This is a genomic window from Nocardia sp. NBC_00511, from assembly GCF_045161165.1.
Lineage (GTDB): Bacteria > Actinomycetota > Actinomycetes > Mycobacteriales > Mycobacteriaceae > Nocardia.
Genome location: NZ_CP107849.1, coordinates 249,246 through 265,298 on the forward strand (window position 1 = coordinate 249,246; position 16,053 = coordinate 265,298).

The following is a 16,053-nucleotide window of genomic DNA, read 5'->3' on the forward strand; positions in this document are numbered from 1 at the left end:
GGATTCCGGCGTGGTGGGAGGGGAAACATGGGTGGGATCGATCGATTCGGGGTGCGCGCGGTCCTGGCGGGCCTCGCGGCGCTGGTTCTCGCCGCCGGGTGTGCGGGACCGAAACATGCTGCGGGACAAGAGTTTCCCGCCGACCTGGCGAGCACGGTGGATCGCATCATCCGAGCCGATATCGACGCCGGTCTGATTCCGGGCGCGTCGGTGGCGATCATCGATCCCGAGCGCGGAACCTTCAGCCGCGCATACGGTCTGGCGGACGCGAACTCCGGACGGCAGGCGAGCGTCGGCGATCACTATCGCGTCGGCAGCATCACCAAGACCTTCGTCGCCACCGCGCTGCTGCGGCTGGCCGACGCAGGCCGGTTGTCGCTGGACGATCGGCTGAGCAAATACGTCGACGGTATTCCCAACGGGGACACCATCACCGTGCGCGCGCTGCTGGGTATGCGCGCCGGCGTCTACGACTTCTCCCATGACCCGGAGTTCGTGCCCCAGGTGGACGCCGCCGCGCCGGATCATGCCTGGAGCACGGAGGACGCGCTGCGGATCATCCGCACCCATCCGGACAAGGCGCAGCCGCCCGACACCGTCACCGACTACTCGAATTCGGGGTATCTGCTGCTCGGGATGGTGTTGGAGAAGGTCACCGGCCGCCCGATCCGGGACGTCATCGACGACCTGGCCCACGACGAGGGCCTGCCCGACACGGTGTACCCCGCCGACGCCACGCTGCCCGCTCCCGAGAGCCGCGGCTACGCCTACGAACACGACGTCCGCACCGACGTGACGACACGGACGCCCCCGAGCGTATGGGGCGGTGCGGGTTCGCTGGTGTCCACCGTCACCGATCTGGCTGCGTACGCCCCACTGCTGGGGGAGGGTAGCGGGTTGAAACCGGAGACTCAGCGTGCGCGAACGACTTTCACCACCGGCACGGTATTCTCGGCAGGTCTCGAATACGGGCTCGGCATCATGCGCGAGGGTTCGTGGATCGGCCACACCGGCGCGGTACTCGGCTACACGGCGGTGGTCATGTACCTCCCCGAACGCAAAGTCTCGATAGCGATCGCCAGCAACCAGTACACCCCGCTCTACGGCTCCCTGTTGTCCCTCAACAGCGATTCCCTCTGGTACAACCTGGTAGCCCAGCTCTACCCGGGCACCCTCCCGGGCACCGACAAGGCGCCCCCGCCCACACCCCCGCTGCCGGCTCCCACCGATCTGAACGCTGAACTACGCGAGGCACTCGACCCGTCGATCACTGCCGCCGCCAAGCGAATTCGCATCGCCGACACCGACCGCGACCCCGACCTGATCACCAAACTCGCCCAGGCCTACACGAAACTCGCCATCACGGTCACCGTCGACAAAACCAACGTGGTGGGCCACGGCATGTTCGCCACCACCTCCACCACCTCCCCGCAAGGCAACGCCCCCATGCTCATCCCCTTCACACCCGTCGACGGTGCATGGCTCTTGGACCACGACTGGTCCTGCGCGCAACTCGCCGCAGTCCGCGAAACCTCCCCTGCCTGCACCTGATTCAGGTGGCAAGGCCGAGGACGAGGGTGCCGGTGAGGACGCTGGCTATGCCTACGGCGCCCTGGGGGGCTATGCGTTCGGATAGGAGGGCTCGGCTCAGGAGGGCGCCTACGACGATGCTGGATTCTCGGACGCTGGCTACCACGGCGATGGGGAGGTGGGTCATGGCTATGAGGGTGAGGCCGAAGGCGCCGAGCATGGCGGAGCCGCCTGCGATGGATAAAGGGATGGCGCGCAGGGGGATCGGGGTGTGGTCGCCGCGTAGGCGGGATCTGGCTTTGAGGATGAGGCCGGGGACGGCCATGACGACGACGAGGTAGGCGATGGGGGAGGCGTGCTGGACGCCGAAGCTGTCGGAGAGGGTGTAGGCGGCTACGCAGGCGCCGACGGTGAGGCCCCACAGGACCGAGCGGCGGCCGCCGGTGATGCCGGGGGCGGTGGGCTGGGCGCGGGAGAGTGCGATCAGCACGACGCCGGTGGCGATGAAAGCCACACCCAGCCAACGGGTCCAGCCGACGGTGGTGCCGAGGATGGCGGTGGCGGTGACGACCAGGACGGGGGAGCTGCCGCGGACCACCGGGTAGACCTCGCCGACGGGGGCGGTGGCGTAGGCCTTTTCGAGCAGGACGAAGTAGCAGCAGTTGATCAGGATGGACGCGGCGGCGAAGGGGAGTGCCGCGAGGTCGAATCGCCAGGTGTACAGGGCGATCGGGAGGAAGACCAGCCCACCGGCGATGAGCATGTCGGCGGTGGAGGAGACCGGGTGATCGCGGCGGCGGACCCAGGCCAGTGCCACATTCCAACCGGCGTGCAGGAATACCGACACTGTCAAGGCCAGATACGCCATGGTCTGCACGCGCGCGTCCCTTTCGATCGCTTCGGACAACTGGCCGAATTGTGGTCTAGACCAATCGGTCAACCATGAACCTATCCGGTGTCAATGTCCTGGTCAACGTGATTTATCGGATGGAAATGGGTGGTGGACACCGCGTTTCGGGGACTTGACCGCAGGGGAACGGAGCGGGGGTGGTGCGGGCTGTGGCAGGTCCCACGGCGGGATCCACAGGGGTTGTGAAGTTTCCAGAAGGTCTCAGAGGGCATACGGGTGGGGGTGGAGCGTGGATAGGCTCGCCCTGGTTCCGAGATCGGGAAACAGACCGGTTGCGCGGTCGATCCTCGGAACCGGGACACGCACCGGGACAACAGCTTTGGAGGTGATTCCGGGTCCTCTCCTGCTCCGTGCCTGAGGACTGTTGAGCCATCACACTGCCCGTGCAGCCGTGGCTGCACTCCCATCGGACACCCACCGGGCGGCGATCCTCGCATCCGCCCGGTGGGTATTCGAGCCCCTGCCGACGTGAGGAGTTGTCGTGCCGGACATCGGATTTCGAAGAGCCCGGGAATCGGGGCCGGGAGCCGGACGGCGGCGGGTCATCGTCTCCGTGATCGCCGCGGTGCTGGCCGCGGTGGGCCTGCCCATCGGCGCGGCCGCCGCCCCCGCGCGAATCCCGGCGCACACCAGGGTGATCCACAACAGCACCATCACCTCGCACTGGGAACGCGTCACCGTCGACTCGGTCGCCATGGGCCGCCCCGTGTCGGTCGACGTGCTGCACGGCAGCGGCACCGGCCCGCGCCCCACCCTCTACATGCTCGACGGCGTCGACGCCGAAGAGGTCTCCGACTGGCTGACCAAGGGGCACGCCGCCGACTTCTTCGCCGACAAACCGATCGATGTGGTCTTCCCGGCCGGTGCCACCGGCAGCATGTACAGCGATTGGGAACGCCCCGACGCCACCCTCGGCTGGAATCGCTGGGAGACCTTCCTGACCGCCGAATTGCCCGGCGCCATCGAACCGTATCTGCACGGCGACGGCCGGCGCGCGGTCGCGGGCGTCTCGATGGGCGCGCAGGGCGCGATGATGCTGGCGCACCGGCATCCGGGCTTCTATCGCGCGGTGGCGGGCATGAGCGGCTGCTATTCGACGGTGGACACCACCGGTAGCGCGGTCACCACCCTCACGGTCGCCTCGCGCGGCGGCAATGTGATGAACCTGTGGGGCCCGCCGGGCACCTTCGACTGGCTGACCCATGACAGCACGGTGGCCGCGGAAGCCTTGCGCGGCACCGTCATCTATCTCTCCGCCGCCACGGGTGTGCCGGGTGGACCGGATTTCGGCGAGCTGGCCCGGCAACCCGATCTGGTGGCCGCGCTGCAACTGGTGGGCGGTGGTGTGGCGCTGGAGGCCGGTTCCCGCCTGTGCACCGAGAATTTCGCGAAACGATTGAGCGACTTGGGTATTCCCGCGACGGTGCACTACGAGTCCGCCGGGATTCACGCGTGGGAGGATTTCGCCGCCGAGCTGGGGCCCGCGTGGGATGCGCTCAGCACGGCGTTCTGGCCGGATTCCGGCCGGTGAGCCCGGCGCGGAATCGATTGCGGTGGAGGCTGGTTCGATGTCGGAAGCCGTAGTTTCAGTGCCGGAAGCCGTAGCGGGGTAGGCGGCGCAGACCGGGCCGGATGCGGCTGTCGACGGTCACGGCCAATCCGGCGTGGACGGCGGCGGTGGTGAAGGCGGAGGCCTCCTGCCAGGTGGCGGCGTACTCCATGGTGAGTTCCGCGCCGTCCTCGGGTCCGCCGAGGTAGACGGTGACCCGGTGAGTGAGCGGCTGTCCCAGGCTGTCGCGCAGAGCGTTTCCGTCAGTGGTTCTGGTCATGGGGCGGTACTCCTCATCAGGGTGATCCCGGGAGACGCGGTCCGGCGGCACTGGCGGAAACGCGTCTCTGTTACTGACGGTAACTGGAATATCCTGGGCGGGAACGTGTTCCGGAAACCCATTGGATTAGTCACAAGCGCCGCGCGCATCCGGTTGTTAGCGATTCGAATGGAAATAAACGCCATTCACTTTGCTGGCCGCGCTGCCACCGCTCACAACGTAAACCTGCCCGGATTGTGAATATTCGAAGCAGTGTCCGATCGTCCTCGACACCCACCACCGGCCTTCCTAGGCTCCCGGCAAGGTTCACCGGCCGGGAAAACACCGGTGGCCCAGGTGGGAAAGGACCAAAGGATGATCACTCGAACGCGGGTCGCGCGCTGGCGCGCCGCCCAGTTCCTCTTCGCGGTGTTGCTGGCGGCGACCTCGGGAACCGCTGCCGCGCAACCCCTCATGCCGGCACCGGATCCGGATCCGTTCTACTCCGCACCGGCCGATATCGCCGATCACCAGCCGGGTGACGTGCTGGCCGTGCGCGCCATGCCCGCCCTGCCGGACTTCCCCGACACCGACGTCGAGCTGATCCAGTTCCGCTCCAACGATTCCACCGGCCACCCGATCGCCGCCACCACGACCGTGCTGTCCCCGCGCAACCGCGGCGCCGACGCCCCGCTGCTGTCGCTGCAGCAGATCATCAACGGCCTGGGCGCGCAGTGCGCGGTGTCGCGGGTGCTCTACACCAGCGACCCCAACCTCCAGATCCGCGAGGCCCCGGCCTGGAACGTGCTGCTGCAACGCGGCTGGACGATCGCGCTACCCGATCACCTGGGCCCCCGATTCGCCTACGGGGCAGCCAAACTCGGCGGCCAGATCACCCTCGACGGGGTGCGCGCCGTGCAGCGCATCCCGGATCTGAAGGTGCAGCACAGCCCGGTCGCCATGGCCGGGTATTCCGGCGGCGGCATGGCCACCGCCTGGGCCGCCGCCCTGGCCCCCGTCTACGCACCGGACCTGCGGATCGCCGGAGCGGCCATGGGCGGCGTGCCGATGAACCTGGTCGACATGCTCGAAACCCTCGGCATGAACCGCCATCCCGCGTTCGGTCTGGCGCTGGCGGCCGGACTCGGCCTGGAACGCGAATACCCGGACCGTTTCCCGATTTCCGCGCAGCTCAACGATCGCGGCCTCGCCCTGCGCGACAAGCTGCTCAACAGCTGCACCAACGACATCCTGGCCGCCGGAGCGGGCGAGGGCGCACTGGACGTCGCCAAGACCACGGTGATGACCGACGATCCGGTGGCGCGCGGGGTGGTCGAGGAGAACAGTCTCGAACTGTATCCGGGCGTGCCGAATATGCCGGTGTTCGAATGGCATTCGCCCATCGACGGACTGGTTCCGGTGGACGCGATCGTGAACACCATCCACCGCTACTGCGCCGCGGGCGCGCGGGTCGACAGTGAGCAGATGCCGGTCCCGGATCACCTCACCGCAGCGGTGCTGGGCCTGCCGGACGTGCTGGCCTGGCTGGATGCCCGCATGCGCGGCGAACCCGCCCCGTCCAACTGCTGATCGATGGGCCCGGTGGTGAATCCGCCGGGCCCGCAATCGGTTTCAGCCCGCCTGATACGTCCTGGCCACCAGCGCCGAGCGCAGGTACCACAGCCCCGACGACTGGGTCGGGTCGAATCCGGTGAGCTGCCCGATCCGTTTGAGCCGGTAGTCCACGGTGTTGGTGTGCACGTGCAGCATGCGCGCCGTGCGCTGCCGATTGAGGTTGTTGCTGATGTGCGATTGCAGCGTCTCGAGCAGTTCGGGATGCTCGTCGAGCGGGTTCAGCAGTGAGCCCAGGTGGTCGCGTCCGGGTCCGGGCCGGGTCAGCTGGTATTCCAGGGCCAGCTCGTCGAAGCGGAACAGCCCGCGCACCAACCCGAGCCGGTGCACGATGTCGAGCAGTTCGTGGGCCTGATCCGCGGCGTCCGGAATCTGCTGCGGGGTGGCGCTGACGCGGGTGGCGGTGATCGGCACCCGCGCCGCCCGCGAGAGCCGCTCGATGAGTTCGTCGAGCTGGTCGTCGGCGATTGTCGGCGCGGGCACCAGCAGGGTGCCGCCGTCCACGCTCAGCAGTGACAGCACCTGATCGGGATAGCGGGTGGCGAGTTCGGCCTGCACCCGGCGCAGCTTGCGCCGCGCCACCACGGTGCCGTCGAGGGTCGCGGAGCGCTCCTCCGGATGCTGCGGAATCGACAGGGCCAGTACGTGATACGTCTCGGCGACCTCGATGCCGCATTCGCGCGCCATGGTGGAGGTGGAATGCCCGCCCAGCAGCGCCGAGGTGAGGGTGTGCACGGCGGTGTGGTGTTCGCTGACCACCGAGCGCAGTTCCCGCACATAGGACAGCGCGACCGCCGAGGTCATCCGATCCAGCAGTTCCACCACCATTTTCGCGCCGTCCATGATGTTGGCCATGTCGGTGGCCGCGATGACCAGCGCCGCCTCCCCGTTCGGCCCGTCCTGGCGCAGGTGCTGGGTGAGGGCGCTGCCCATCACCAGATCCGAGCCGATCTTGAAGCCCTCGTGGATGGCGTGGTGGATGGTGTCGATCGGAATGCCCTCGCGCGCCCACTGCGCGGCGGCCTCCTCGAGTCGCTTGGTCTTCTCGGGGATGTCGGTCCCGTCGAGCATGCTGATCGCGAGTTCCAGGCAGGTGCGGGTGATGGTGGTGACGTCGCCGTGAATGGCGTCGCCGGGCAGGGTGCCGCAGGGCGCGACGGTCTCCACGAAGTGGCCGACCATGTGCTGTGCCACGCCGCGAACGTCTTTCAGCGGCGAGGACATCGGGTTGCCGGAAACGGTGAGACCCGTCCCGGTGGGAATCTCCACGGACATCCGTGCTCCTTCCGACCCCCGGGACTTGAAACGCTAACGCATGCCACAACCCCCAGCGGCGGCTTCGATTCCTCCTGTGAAGCACAGTAATAGGTAAATCGCGATGTTGTGACTTCTCACATGTGCCATAGCGATCGGATATGACAAAACGGACTCACTGTAACCCGCTGACCAGGTGCCGGGTGTCATCGAGCAGAACCAGTCGCATGCCGGATTTGTCGCGCTCCCAATGGTTTATCGACGCGTTCGACACCTGCGCGGTAGCGGTCTCGGCGATCTCGAGCCCCGACTTCGGCCCCAGCAGCGCCCGGATCAGCACCACCGTGATGTCGTGCGCGAACACCAGCACCCGGCCGTCCAACTCACCGAGCACCCCGCGCAGCCGCAACGCGACATCCGGCCACGACTCCCCACCCGGCGGCCGGTAGTAGTACCCGCCGAGTTGCTGCCGCGCCCGATACTCGGCCGGATAGCGGCTGCGGATCCCGGAGGCGGTGAGCCCGAACAGGATTCCGTTCTCCCGATCCCGCAACCGCTCGTCCACAACGAATTCCGGACCGCCCACCGTGGCCGGATCGCCTAGCGCCCACCGTGCGGTGTCCAGTGCCCGCCGATACGGCGAGCACAGCACCAGGTCGAAATCGTATGCCGCCAGCGGTTTCCCGGCCGCGACCGCCTGCTCCCGCCCGAGCTCGGACAGCGGCACGTCCGCATCCCGGATTCCGGTGCAGTACTCGTCCGCCCCGGTTGCCCGCACGGCATTGACGGTGCTCTGTCCGTGCCGCACGACGGTCAACGATTCCAGTCCAGCCCCCGTGATACCCATGTACCTATCCTGACCGAGTCAGTGCCGACTCGGGGCCGGTGCGCTCGCGGTGATGTCGGCCTGGGGGAGCCACAGGGTGGCGATGGTGCCGCCGCCCGCCGCCGGTTCGATGGAGGCGTTGCCGCCGTGTGCCTGCGCGACCCAGGCGACCAGCGCCAGGCCGATGCCGTTGCGTCCGGTCCGTCCGGCCGCGCCGCGGTTGAACGGGCTCGCGGACATCACCGGATCCACGCCGGGACCGTGGTCGCGGATGCTGACCCGGCCCTCGGCCACATGGACTTCCACCGGTGCCGCCCGGTTCACCGCGCCGTGGGTCAGGCCGTTCTCGAGCATGTTGCGGATGGCCAGGCTCAGCAGCTGCGGGTCGCCGAGCACCACGCTGGGGTGCGCGGTGACCGTGATGCGGCTGTCCCCGGCCTCCTCGGCCACCGATTCGGCGAGCTGATCCAGCCGCAGCAGCGTGCGTTCGGGCTCCGCGATCCCGGACTGCATGCGGGCGCGCGCGAGCAGCCCGGTGACCAGGCGCGCCATCCGGTCGGCGAGGCGGCGGGCCTCGGCCAGCGTCTGCTGCACCTCGTCGGGTTTCGGCCGTGATTCGGTGAGCAGCTTCAAAGTGGTGAGGGGCGTGCGCAATTCGTGTGCGGCGTCGCCGAGGAACTGCTCGTGCTCGTCGAGCATCCGCAGCGCCTGCCGCTGGCTGCGGCCGGACAGCACGAACGCGCTGGCGGCGGCCGCCAGCACCAGTAGCCCGCCGCCGATCGTCAACTCCCACACCAGCATTCGATGCTTGCCCGGGTCGGCCATGGCTTCGGTCCCGGCCAGGATCACCACGATGGTGTCCCAGTCCGACCAGAACACCGGGGTGCTGGCCACGGTCACGCTGCGCCCGGTGATATCGGTGGCGGCGTGGCGGCTGGAGGCGTACAGGATGCCGTCGGCCTGGTCCTCGGTCTGGGTGGCGAGGGTGGCGATGGTGGTGTCGTCGGGCATGAACGAGCGCTGATAGGTGTGCGCCTGTTTCCACGTGTCGCCGGGTTTGCGCACCTCCACCACGACGGCGGTGGTGCCCTTGGCGAGTTCGTCGTCGATCACCGTGGACAGGTCCAGGGTCTGCTTGTCGTCGTGCTGGATGGCGCGCGCCAGCCCGCCCGCGACCTGCTCGGCCCGGTCGTCGGCGCGGGTGTGGCGGGCGTCGGCGTCGATGGTGGCCGCGACGAAACCCAGCACCAGCACCGCGGTCGCGGTGATCACGGTGACCAGGGCGGTGGTCAGCCAGCGGGCCCGCTTGAGCCGCGCGACGGCGGGGGAGCGGTGCGTGCTCATCCGCCGAACTCTGCGGACACCACGAATCCGGTGCCGCGCACCGTCTCGATCACATTGGGTTCGCCGAGTTTGCGTCGCAGCTTGGCGACCACCGCGTCCACCACATTCGATGCGGGATCGGCCATTTCGTCCCAGCAGCATTCGATGAGGTCGCTGCGGGTCACCACATTGCCGCGCCGAGTCGCCATGAGTTCGAGCACCGCGAACTCCTTCGGGGTGAGCGAGAGCATGATGCCGCCGCGGGTGACCCGCCGCCGCATCAGGTCGATGTCGATGTCCGCCACCGCGATTCGCGCGGCAGTGGGCTGTTCGCGGCGGCGGCACAGCGCGCGCACCCGCATCACCAGCTCGGGCAGCGCGAAGGGTTTGGTCAGGTAGTCGTCGGCGCCCTGTTCGAATCCGGCGAGCCGGTCGTCGAGTCCGTCGCGGCCGGTGAGCATGAGCGCGGGCACCGTGTGCCCGTTGCGGCGAGCCCCGGCGACCAGGTCGAGACCGTCGCCGTCGGGTAGTCCGCGATCGACGACCAGGCAGTCGTAACGGTTGATGGCGAGCTTGAATTCGGCATCGGCGATGTCGTGGGCGAGGTCGACGGCGAACCCGGCCGAGCGCAACCCATCGGTTACTTCACGGCAGAGTTGATGGTCGTCCTCCAATACCAAAACACGCACAGAGCCAGAGACTAGGGCATTTCGGTCGCCGCCCCAACGTTCCGGAGCAGCGGGCTGAGTGAAAAATGATCGGAAAATGATTCGCGGGGAAGGCAACTCGGTTCGGGCAGCTGCGCCGCTACCGCCGACTCTCTCACGGAATCTGCTGCCTCGTCGAGAGCGTGGTTCGAGCCCGGTCTGCTGGCATCCGACTGGCTAACTGTCGGTCGAGCGGTTCGCGTGACCACCCCCGCGCGCCTGTGACGGATTGCACCGCTGTAATTTTCCAGTCGGCGGCGGGCTTGCCCGCGACCCCTCCGGCATTCCCGCAGGACAGCGCATCGAGTCACTGTGTTCTGCTACAGACACAAGGTCTTGTGCTGCACGGTGATGTCACCCCCAAGTAGTAGTGTTCAGGGGCAAAGTATTCCGCAGGGTCCGGTGAGCTGAGAAGGGTGAGTGAGCGGGCGTGAAACTGATCGATCGGGTATCGGCGATCAACTGGAACCGCGTGCAGGACGAGAAGGATGCCGAGGTATGGGATCGGCTCACCGGCAACTTCTGGTTGCCGGAAAAGGTCCCGGTCTCCAACGACATCCCGTCCTGGGCGACGCTGACCGACAGCGAAAAGCAGTTGACCATGCGGGTATTCACCGGCCTGACCCTGCTGGACACCATCCAGGGCACGGTCGGCGCGGTCAGCCTGATCCCCGACGCGCTGACCCCGCACGAGGAGGCGGTGTACACCAACATCGCGTTCATGGAGTCGGTGCACGCCAAGAGCTACAGCTCCATCTTCTCCACGCTGTGCTCCTCGCGCGATATCGACGAGGCCTTCCGCTGGTCCGAGGAGAACCGGAACCTGCAGCGCAAGGCCGAGATCGTGCTCGACTACTACAACGGCGAGAACCCGCTCAAGCGCAAGGTGGCCTCCACCCTGCTGGAGTCGTTCCTGTTCTACTCCGGCTTCTACCTGCCGATGCACTGGTCCTCGCGGGCCAAGCTCACCAACACCGCCGACATGATCCGCCTGATCATTCGCGACGAGGCCGTGCACGGCTACTACATCGGCTACAAGTACCAGAAGGGCCTCGAACTCGTCTCCGAGACCGAGCGCGAGGAGCTCAAGGCCTACACCTTCGACCTGCTCTTCGAGCTCTACGAGAACGAGGTCGAGTACACCCAGGACCTCTACGACGAGGTCGGCCTCACCGAGGACGTCAAGAAGTTCCTGCGCTACAACGCCAACAAGGCGCTGATGAACCTCGGCTATGAGGGCCTGTTCCCCAAGGACGAGTGCGACGTGAATCCGGCCATCCTGTCGGCACTTTCGCCCAATGCCGACGAGAACCACGACTTCTTCTCCGGGTCGGGCTCCAGCTACGTCATCGGCAAGGCCGTCAATACCGAGGACGAGGACTGGGAGTTCTGATCCTGCACTGATCACCGATCCTGCGCGGCCCCGGGGTGTGTACCCCGGGGCCGTTTGCTGTCCGTGTGCTGTCTCGTGATGCCAGGTCGGTGATCCTGGTCGAGTGCTGCGGTTTCCGGTGCCATCTTTGTCCTGGGTCACAAACTTCCGCACCGCCTTATTCCTCGGTTCGAATGTGACGCTTGTCTGATTACCGCAACGTATAACGACCGGTATATTGAAGTCAGATTCTCGACGAGTACGGAATTCCCTCGTCAACACCCCGAACCACCCTGATGCCGCGTGCAGCGCCGGTAGGCGCGCGCCTGCGCACCCCTTGGTGACCGAGCAGACCTGGAGAGGCAATGAACCGCGCACGCATGACAGCCGCCGTCGTCCTCGCCGGTGCGGCCCTGACGCTCCCCGCCGTGACCGCCACCGCCCAGCCCGCCGACTCCGGCTCCGCCACGGGTTGCCGCGCCGGCGCCCGCACCCCCGCCGCCGACCCCCACGAGTACGACAGCTGCATCAACGGCGACTGGGGCAACATCCGCCGCTGCCCGCCGCACACCATCGTCTACCAGGTCCCCGACGGCGACGTCCGCTGCATCCCTGAGTAATTCGCCCCCGCGATCACGATTTCTTCACACTCCCTCTGGTGAGCTGGCCGCGGCTCGCCGGGGTGGCGACTTCCCCACGTCATCCCGGGGGGCCGTTCTCGAGCCGGGGACACCTTCCCGATCAGGGGCGGGAGATCAGCTGCCCCTGGCCGACCTGACCGTAATCCCCACTGTCCGTGCCCGATTGAACCGAATCGGCCCTGGAGTTCCCCCACGCCGCAGCGAGCACGATCAACACGGTTCCCACGCCAACGGCAATTGCGCGCTGTGCCGCAATACGCGACATGCTGTGACTTCCTTCCGAAACGGATCAGCGACTCCGAAGTCGCCGCCCCGCAGCATGCTTCCTGCACTCTCCGGGTGTCAATTCCGGTGACGGTCGGTGTTGGTCACGGCCGCAAAGCCTTTCGTACCGCGATGAATAGCGCGGGCCCGGATTTCGGTCTCGCACTGCGGAATTCGGGTCTATCAGTAGGTGGCCGCCACGTCGAGGATCCAGGTGACCCCGAAGCGGTCGGTGAGCATTCCGAAGCCCGGTGCCCAAGGGGCCGGGCCGAATTCCTCGACGATTTGCGCCTCGTCGGAGAGTTTGGCCCAGAGGGCGGCTACTTCCTCTGCGGTTTCGCCGCGTACCGAGACGAAGAAGGGGGAGTTGGTCACGGTGGTGCCGTTGGCTCGGCGGGTCCAGGTGGGGGTCGAGGGGAGGGTGTCGGGATCGGTGGGGATGTCGTAGGCCATGATGGCGAATCCGTTGTCGGACAGCACCTGTCCGAAGACCACGCCGTCGGAGCCGGGCAGTTCCGCGGGCATGCCGAAGTCGGCATGGGTGGCCAGGGACAGTTGGCCGCCGAAGACCTGCTGGTAGAAGGTCAGGGCGGCGCGGGCCTGGCCGGTGAAGTTCAGGTGGGTGACAGCGGCGACGGTCATCGTTTCTCCTCGGTGTCGGCCGGGAGGTTCCCGGGCTGACACCACACTGTCAGCGGACTAGGACAGTTCCTGTCCGCTTTCGACCGGGAGATCCGAAGTCGCCGGGAGATTCGGGTCAGTCGCCGTCGTAGCCGTTGAGGGATTTGCGGACGTCGTCGAGGAGGGCGCGGGCGGCGGTGATGCCGTTGCCGTGCCAGATGCTGTCGTCGACGGCGAACTCGCGGCGGTCGCTGACGGCGCCGAGCTGTTTCCAGCCATTGCCCTTCATGATCGACTCGCCGTACTTCTGGCCGTCCGCGCCGTCGAACATGAGGTAGATCAGGTCGCCCTCGAGGCGGTCGCGGTCGGTCTGCGCGCCGAGGTTCGAACCGACCTCGAAGGAGTCGCCGCGCTGGGCGGTGGGACGCTGCACGCCCGCCTCGCCGAGCACCTGACCGGCGAAGCTGTTGCCGCCCTGCACCTGAATGGTGTTGGGCTCGAAGCGGATCACCGACGCCTGGGTGAGGCTGGCGTTCGCGGCGATGCCCGCGTCCTTGGCGTCGGCGCGGTAGTCGTCGAGGGCCTTCACACCCGCGGTCTTGCGGTCCATCGCCTCGGCGAACCCGCTGAACTGCGCCTGCCAGCCACTGTCCGTGCTGACCAGCACGGTGGGCGCGATCGTCTGGAAGGCGTCGTAGTGCGGACCGTCGCTGGCCGTGCCGAGGATCAGATCCGGTTTCAGCTCGGCCACTTTCGCGGGATCCGCGTCGCCGACCAGACCCACGCCCGGAATCTCGGCGATCCCGGTCCCCAGGTATCCGGGCTGCGCGGTCTTACCCGCGATCGTCGCCGCGCCCACCACCCGATCCCACAGCCCCAGCGCGCACACCGCGTCCAGCGCCGAGGTCGACAGCACCACGATGCGCTTGGGATCCGCCGGAACCAGCGAGGTGCCCGAAGAGTGCGTGACGGTTTTGGTGCCCGAGGCCGCGTCGGGATTACTCGGCAGCGCGCACGCCTGCGTCGTATCCCGTTCCAGCCCCACCACACCCGCACCCGCGATGGTGGTGGTGGTCCGCACGATCGACGCCGCGTTGTCGTCGGTCTTCGCGCTGCACCCCGCGACCAGCCCCACTGCCAGTACCGCGGCTACCGGGACCAACCCGGCGGCGCGCACCCGGCGCAGCGCAGGGCGGGTGGAGGCGAAGGTGTTTCGGGTGGAAGCGGACTCGCGCACCGGCATGCGGGGCAGCCTACATCCGGGCCTCGCGACTCCCAATTACGACACAGAGTAGGAGCCCGTGGCGACCGCCGTCGGAACACGGTTTACGATCTCTCACAGCGCAAGCCAACCGTCGTTCGTCATTTGCCGAACCGGACGCCGGAGCAGCGTACGAACGATGGCATACCTGTGGAGGTTTCGTGACTGCCGTAGAACCACGGCCGGCCAGCCTTGTGGAGGCGGCTCGGCCATATCCCCAGAGGACGGGTCCGAAGGGTTCCTTCCTCTACAAGATGGTCACCACGACGGACCCGAAGGTTCTCGGCGTCATGTACCTGGTGACGGCGATGTCCTTCTTCATGGTCGGCGGCATCATGGCGCTGCTCATGCGCGCCGAGCTGGCCCGGCCGGGCATGCAGTTCCTCTCGCCCGAGCAGTTCAACCAGCTGTTCACCATGCACGGCACGATCATGCTGCTGTTCTACGCGACCGCGATCGTGTTCGGCTTCGCCAACATCATCCTGCCGCTGCAGATCGGCGCCCCTGACGTCGCCTTCCCGCGCCTGAACGCGTTCAGCTACTGGCTGTACCTGTTCGGCGGCACCATGGCGACCGCGGGCTTCATCACCCCCGGCGGCGCGGCCGACTTCGGCTGGACCGCCTACGCCCCGCTCTCCGACATCGTGCACTCGCCCGGCGTCGGTGGCGACCTGTGGATCCTGGGTCTGGCCGTCTCCGGTCTGGGCACCATCCTGGGTGGCGTCAACATGCTCACCACCGTGGTCTGCCTGCGCTGCCCGGGTATGACCATGTTCCGGATGCCGATCTTCACCTGGAACATCGCCGTCACCTCGGTGCTGGTGCTGCTGGCCTTCCCGCTGCTGACCGCGGCGCTGTTCGGCCTCGCCTATGACCGTCACCTCGGTGGCCACATCTACGACCCGGCCAATGGCGGTGTGCTGCTTTACCAGCACCTGTTCTGGTACTTCGGTCACCCGGAGGTCTACATCATCGCGCTGCCGTTCTTCGGCATCGTGTCGGAGATCTTCCCGGTGTTCAGTCGTAAGCCGATCTTCGGTTACACCACCCTGGTCTACGCGACCCTGGGTATCGCGGCCCTTTCCATCGCCGTGTGGGCGCACCACATGTACGCGACCGGTGCCGTTCTGCTGCCGTACTTCTCGTTCATGACGTTCCTGATCGCGGTCCCGACCGGTGTGAAGTTCTTCAACTGGATCGGCACCATGTGGCGCGGCCAGCTCACCTTCGAGACGCCGATGCTGTGGTCGGTCGGCTTCCTGGTGACCTTCCTCTTCGGTGGTCTGTCGGGCGTCATCCTCGCGAGCCCGCCGCTGGACTTCCACGTGTCCGACACGTATTTCGTTGTGGCGCACTTCCATTACGTGCTCTTCGGCACCATCGTGTTCGCCACCTTCGCCGGAATCTACTTCTGGTTCCCGAAGATGACCGGACGCATGATGGACGAGCGTCTCGGAAAGTGGCACTTCTGGGCCACCTTCGTCGGCTTCCACACCACGTTCCTGGTGCAGCACTGGCTGGGCAACATGGGTATGCCGCGCCGCTACGCCGACTACCTGCCGAGCGACGGTTTCACGACCCTGAACACCATCTCCACGATCGGTGCCTTCATCCTGGGTTCGTCGATGCTGCCGTTCATCTGGAACGTCTTCAAGTCCTACCGCTACGGCGAGGTCGTGACCGTCGACGACCCGTGGGGCTACGGCAACTCCCTGGAGTGGGCGACCTCCTGCCCGCCGCCGCGGCACAACTTCTACGAGCTGCCGCGCATCCGTTCGGAGCGTCCGGCGTTCGAGCTGCACTACCCGCACATGGTGGAGCGCATGCGCGCCGAGGCGCACGTGGGCTGGGGCTCCAAGTCCCACACCGTCAAGGAGCTGGACAAGGTTTCCAGCTAGTCGGTA

The 16,053-nt window shown here is 67.0% G+C and carries 14 protein-coding genes; 6 read left to right on the top strand and 8 right to left on the bottom strand.

Going from position 1 to position 16,053, the window contains the following annotated elements; translation table 11 throughout:
• Positions 1 to 27 precede the first annotated feature (27 nt).
• The gene (locus OG300_RS01185) at positions 28 to 1,551 is read left to right on the top strand and encodes a serine hydrolase domain-containing protein (protein ID WP_405491201.1); all 1,524 of its coding nucleotides are present in this window, start codon (positions 28 to 30) and stop codon (positions 1,549 to 1,551) included.
• Between the two features lies 1 nt (position 1,552).
• On the opposite strand, the gene OG300_RS01190 is transcribed toward OG300_RS01185, so the two are convergent.
• Positions 1,553 to 2,437 (bottom strand): EamA family transporter, encoded by an 885-nt coding sequence (locus OG300_RS01190; RefSeq protein ID WP_405491203.1) that lies wholly within the window; start codon positions 2,435 to 2,437, stop codon positions 1,553 to 1,555.
• 484 nt (positions 2,438 to 2,921) lie between these two features.
• On the opposite strand from OG300_RS01190, the gene OG300_RS01195 reads away from it, so the two are divergent.
• Positions 2,922 to 3,971, top strand: coding sequence for an alpha/beta hydrolase (locus OG300_RS01195; protein WP_405491205.1), 1,050 nt, complete (start codon positions 2,922 to 2,924; stop codon positions 3,969 to 3,971).
• A gap of 55 nt (positions 3,972 to 4,026) precedes the next feature.
• On the opposite strand, the gene OG300_RS01200 is transcribed toward OG300_RS01195, so the two are convergent.
• Entirely contained in the window at positions 4,027 to 4,269 is a 243-nt protein-coding gene (locus OG300_RS01200) for a hypothetical protein (protein WP_405491207.1), read from the bottom strand.
• A gap of 354 nt (positions 4,270 to 4,623) precedes the next feature.
• Here OG300_RS01200 and OG300_RS01205 point away from each other — a divergent pair, with 354 nt between their 5' ends.
• Positions 4,624 to 5,838, top strand: a complete 1,215-nt coding sequence (locus OG300_RS01205) for a lipase family protein (RefSeq protein WP_405491209.1) — start codon at positions 4,624 to 4,626, stop codon at positions 5,836 to 5,838.
• A gap of 42 nt (positions 5,839 to 5,880) precedes the next feature.
• Here the strand turns inward: OG300_RS01205 and OG300_RS01210 are convergent, their stop codons facing one another.
• From OG300_RS01210 to OG300_RS01225, 4 genes are all read right to left on the bottom strand, one after another.
• Complete coding sequence (locus OG300_RS01210; RefSeq protein WP_405491211.1) at positions 5,881 to 7,155, bottom strand: PucR family transcriptional regulator; 1,275 nt, start codon at positions 7,153 to 7,155, stop codon at positions 5,881 to 5,883.
• A gap of 154 nt (positions 7,156 to 7,309) precedes the next feature.
• Positions 7,310 to 7,981: a histidine phosphatase family protein gene (locus tag OG300_RS01215; RefSeq protein ID WP_405491213.1), complete on the bottom strand. Its 672-nt coding sequence runs from the start codon at positions 7,979 to 7,981 to the stop codon at positions 7,310 to 7,312.
• 18 nt (positions 7,982 to 7,999) lie between these two features.
• Positions 8,000 to 9,304: a sensor histidine kinase gene (locus OG300_RS01220; protein WP_405491215.1), complete on the bottom strand. Its 1,305-nt coding sequence runs from the start codon at positions 9,302 to 9,304 to the stop codon at positions 8,000 to 8,002.
• On the bottom strand, positions 9,301 to 9,972 hold the full coding sequence (locus tag OG300_RS01225) for a response regulator transcription factor (RefSeq protein ID WP_405491217.1): 672 nt from the start codon (positions 9,970 to 9,972) through the stop codon (positions 9,301 to 9,303). Before OG300_RS01225 ends, OG300_RS01220 begins: the two co-directional genes overlap by 4 nt.
• A gap of 448 nt (positions 9,973 to 10,420) precedes the next feature.
• Between OG300_RS01225 and nrdF the strand changes: the two genes are divergently transcribed.
• Positions 10,421 to 11,383, top strand: a complete 963-nt coding sequence (nrdF, locus tag OG300_RS01230; RefSeq protein ID WP_405491219.1) for a class 1b ribonucleoside-diphosphate reductase subunit beta — start codon at positions 10,421 to 10,423, stop codon at positions 11,381 to 11,383.
• A 344-nt stretch (positions 11,384 to 11,727) separates the two neighbouring features.
• A complete protein-coding gene (locus tag OG300_RS01235; protein WP_405491221.1) occupies positions 11,728 to 11,982 on the top strand; it encodes a hypothetical protein in 255 nt (84 codons plus the stop codon).
• A 468-nt stretch (positions 11,983 to 12,450) separates the two neighbouring features.
• On the opposite strand, the gene OG300_RS01240 is transcribed toward OG300_RS01235, so the two are convergent.
• Positions 12,451 to 12,909 carry a VOC family protein gene (locus tag OG300_RS01240; RefSeq protein ID WP_405491223.1) on the bottom strand — a complete coding sequence of 153 codons (459 nt, stop codon included), beginning with the start codon at positions 12,907 to 12,909 and terminating at the stop codon, positions 12,451 to 12,453.
• A gap of 115 nt (positions 12,910 to 13,024) precedes the next feature.
• Entirely contained in the window at positions 13,025 to 14,131 is a 1,107-nt protein-coding gene (locus OG300_RS01245) for an ABC transporter substrate-binding protein (protein WP_405491225.1), read from the bottom strand.
• 179 nt (positions 14,132 to 14,310) lie between these two features.
• On the opposite strand from OG300_RS01245, the gene ctaD reads away from it, so the two are divergent.
• Positions 14,311 to 16,047, top strand: a complete 1,737-nt coding sequence (gene ctaD, locus OG300_RS01250) for a cytochrome c oxidase subunit I (RefSeq protein WP_405491227.1) — start codon at positions 14,311 to 14,313, stop codon at positions 16,045 to 16,047.
• Positions 16,048 to 16,053 lie beyond the last annotated feature (6 nt).

Bases quoted from the DNA above. Each gene is read 5' to 3' on its own strand.
- OG300_RS01185 (WP_405491201.1), top strand. From the start codon at position 28: ATGGGTGGGATCGATCGATTCGGGGTGCGCGCGGTCCTGGCGGGCCTC.
- OG300_RS01200 (WP_405491207.1), bottom strand. From the start codon at position 4,269: ATGACCAGAACCACTGACGGAAACGCTCTGCGCGACAGCCTGGGACAG.
- OG300_RS01205 (WP_405491209.1), top strand. From the start codon at position 4,624: ATGATCACTCGAACGCGGGTCGCGCGCTGGCGCGCCGCCCAGTTCCTC.
- OG300_RS01210 (WP_405491211.1), bottom strand. From the start codon at position 7,155: ATGTCCGTGGAGATTCCCACCGGGACGGGTCTCACCGTTTCCGGCAAC.
- OG300_RS01215 (WP_405491213.1), bottom strand. From the start codon at position 7,981: ATGGGTATCACGGGGGCTGGACTGGAATCGTTGACCGTCGTGCGGCAC.
- OG300_RS01220 (WP_405491215.1), bottom strand. From the start codon at position 9,304: ATGAGCACGCACCGCTCCCCCGCCGTCGCGCGGCTCAAGCGGGCCCGC.
- OG300_RS01235 (WP_405491221.1), top strand. From the start codon at position 11,728: ATGAACCGCGCACGCATGACAGCCGCCGTCGTCCTCGCCGGTGCGGCC.
- OG300_RS01240 (WP_405491223.1), bottom strand. From the start codon at position 12,909: ATGACCGTCGCCGCTGTCACCCACCTGAACTTCACCGGCCAGGCCCGC.
- OG300_RS01245 (WP_405491225.1), bottom strand. From the start codon at position 14,131: ATGCCGGTGCGCGAGTCCGCTTCCACCCGAAACACCTTCGCCTCCACC.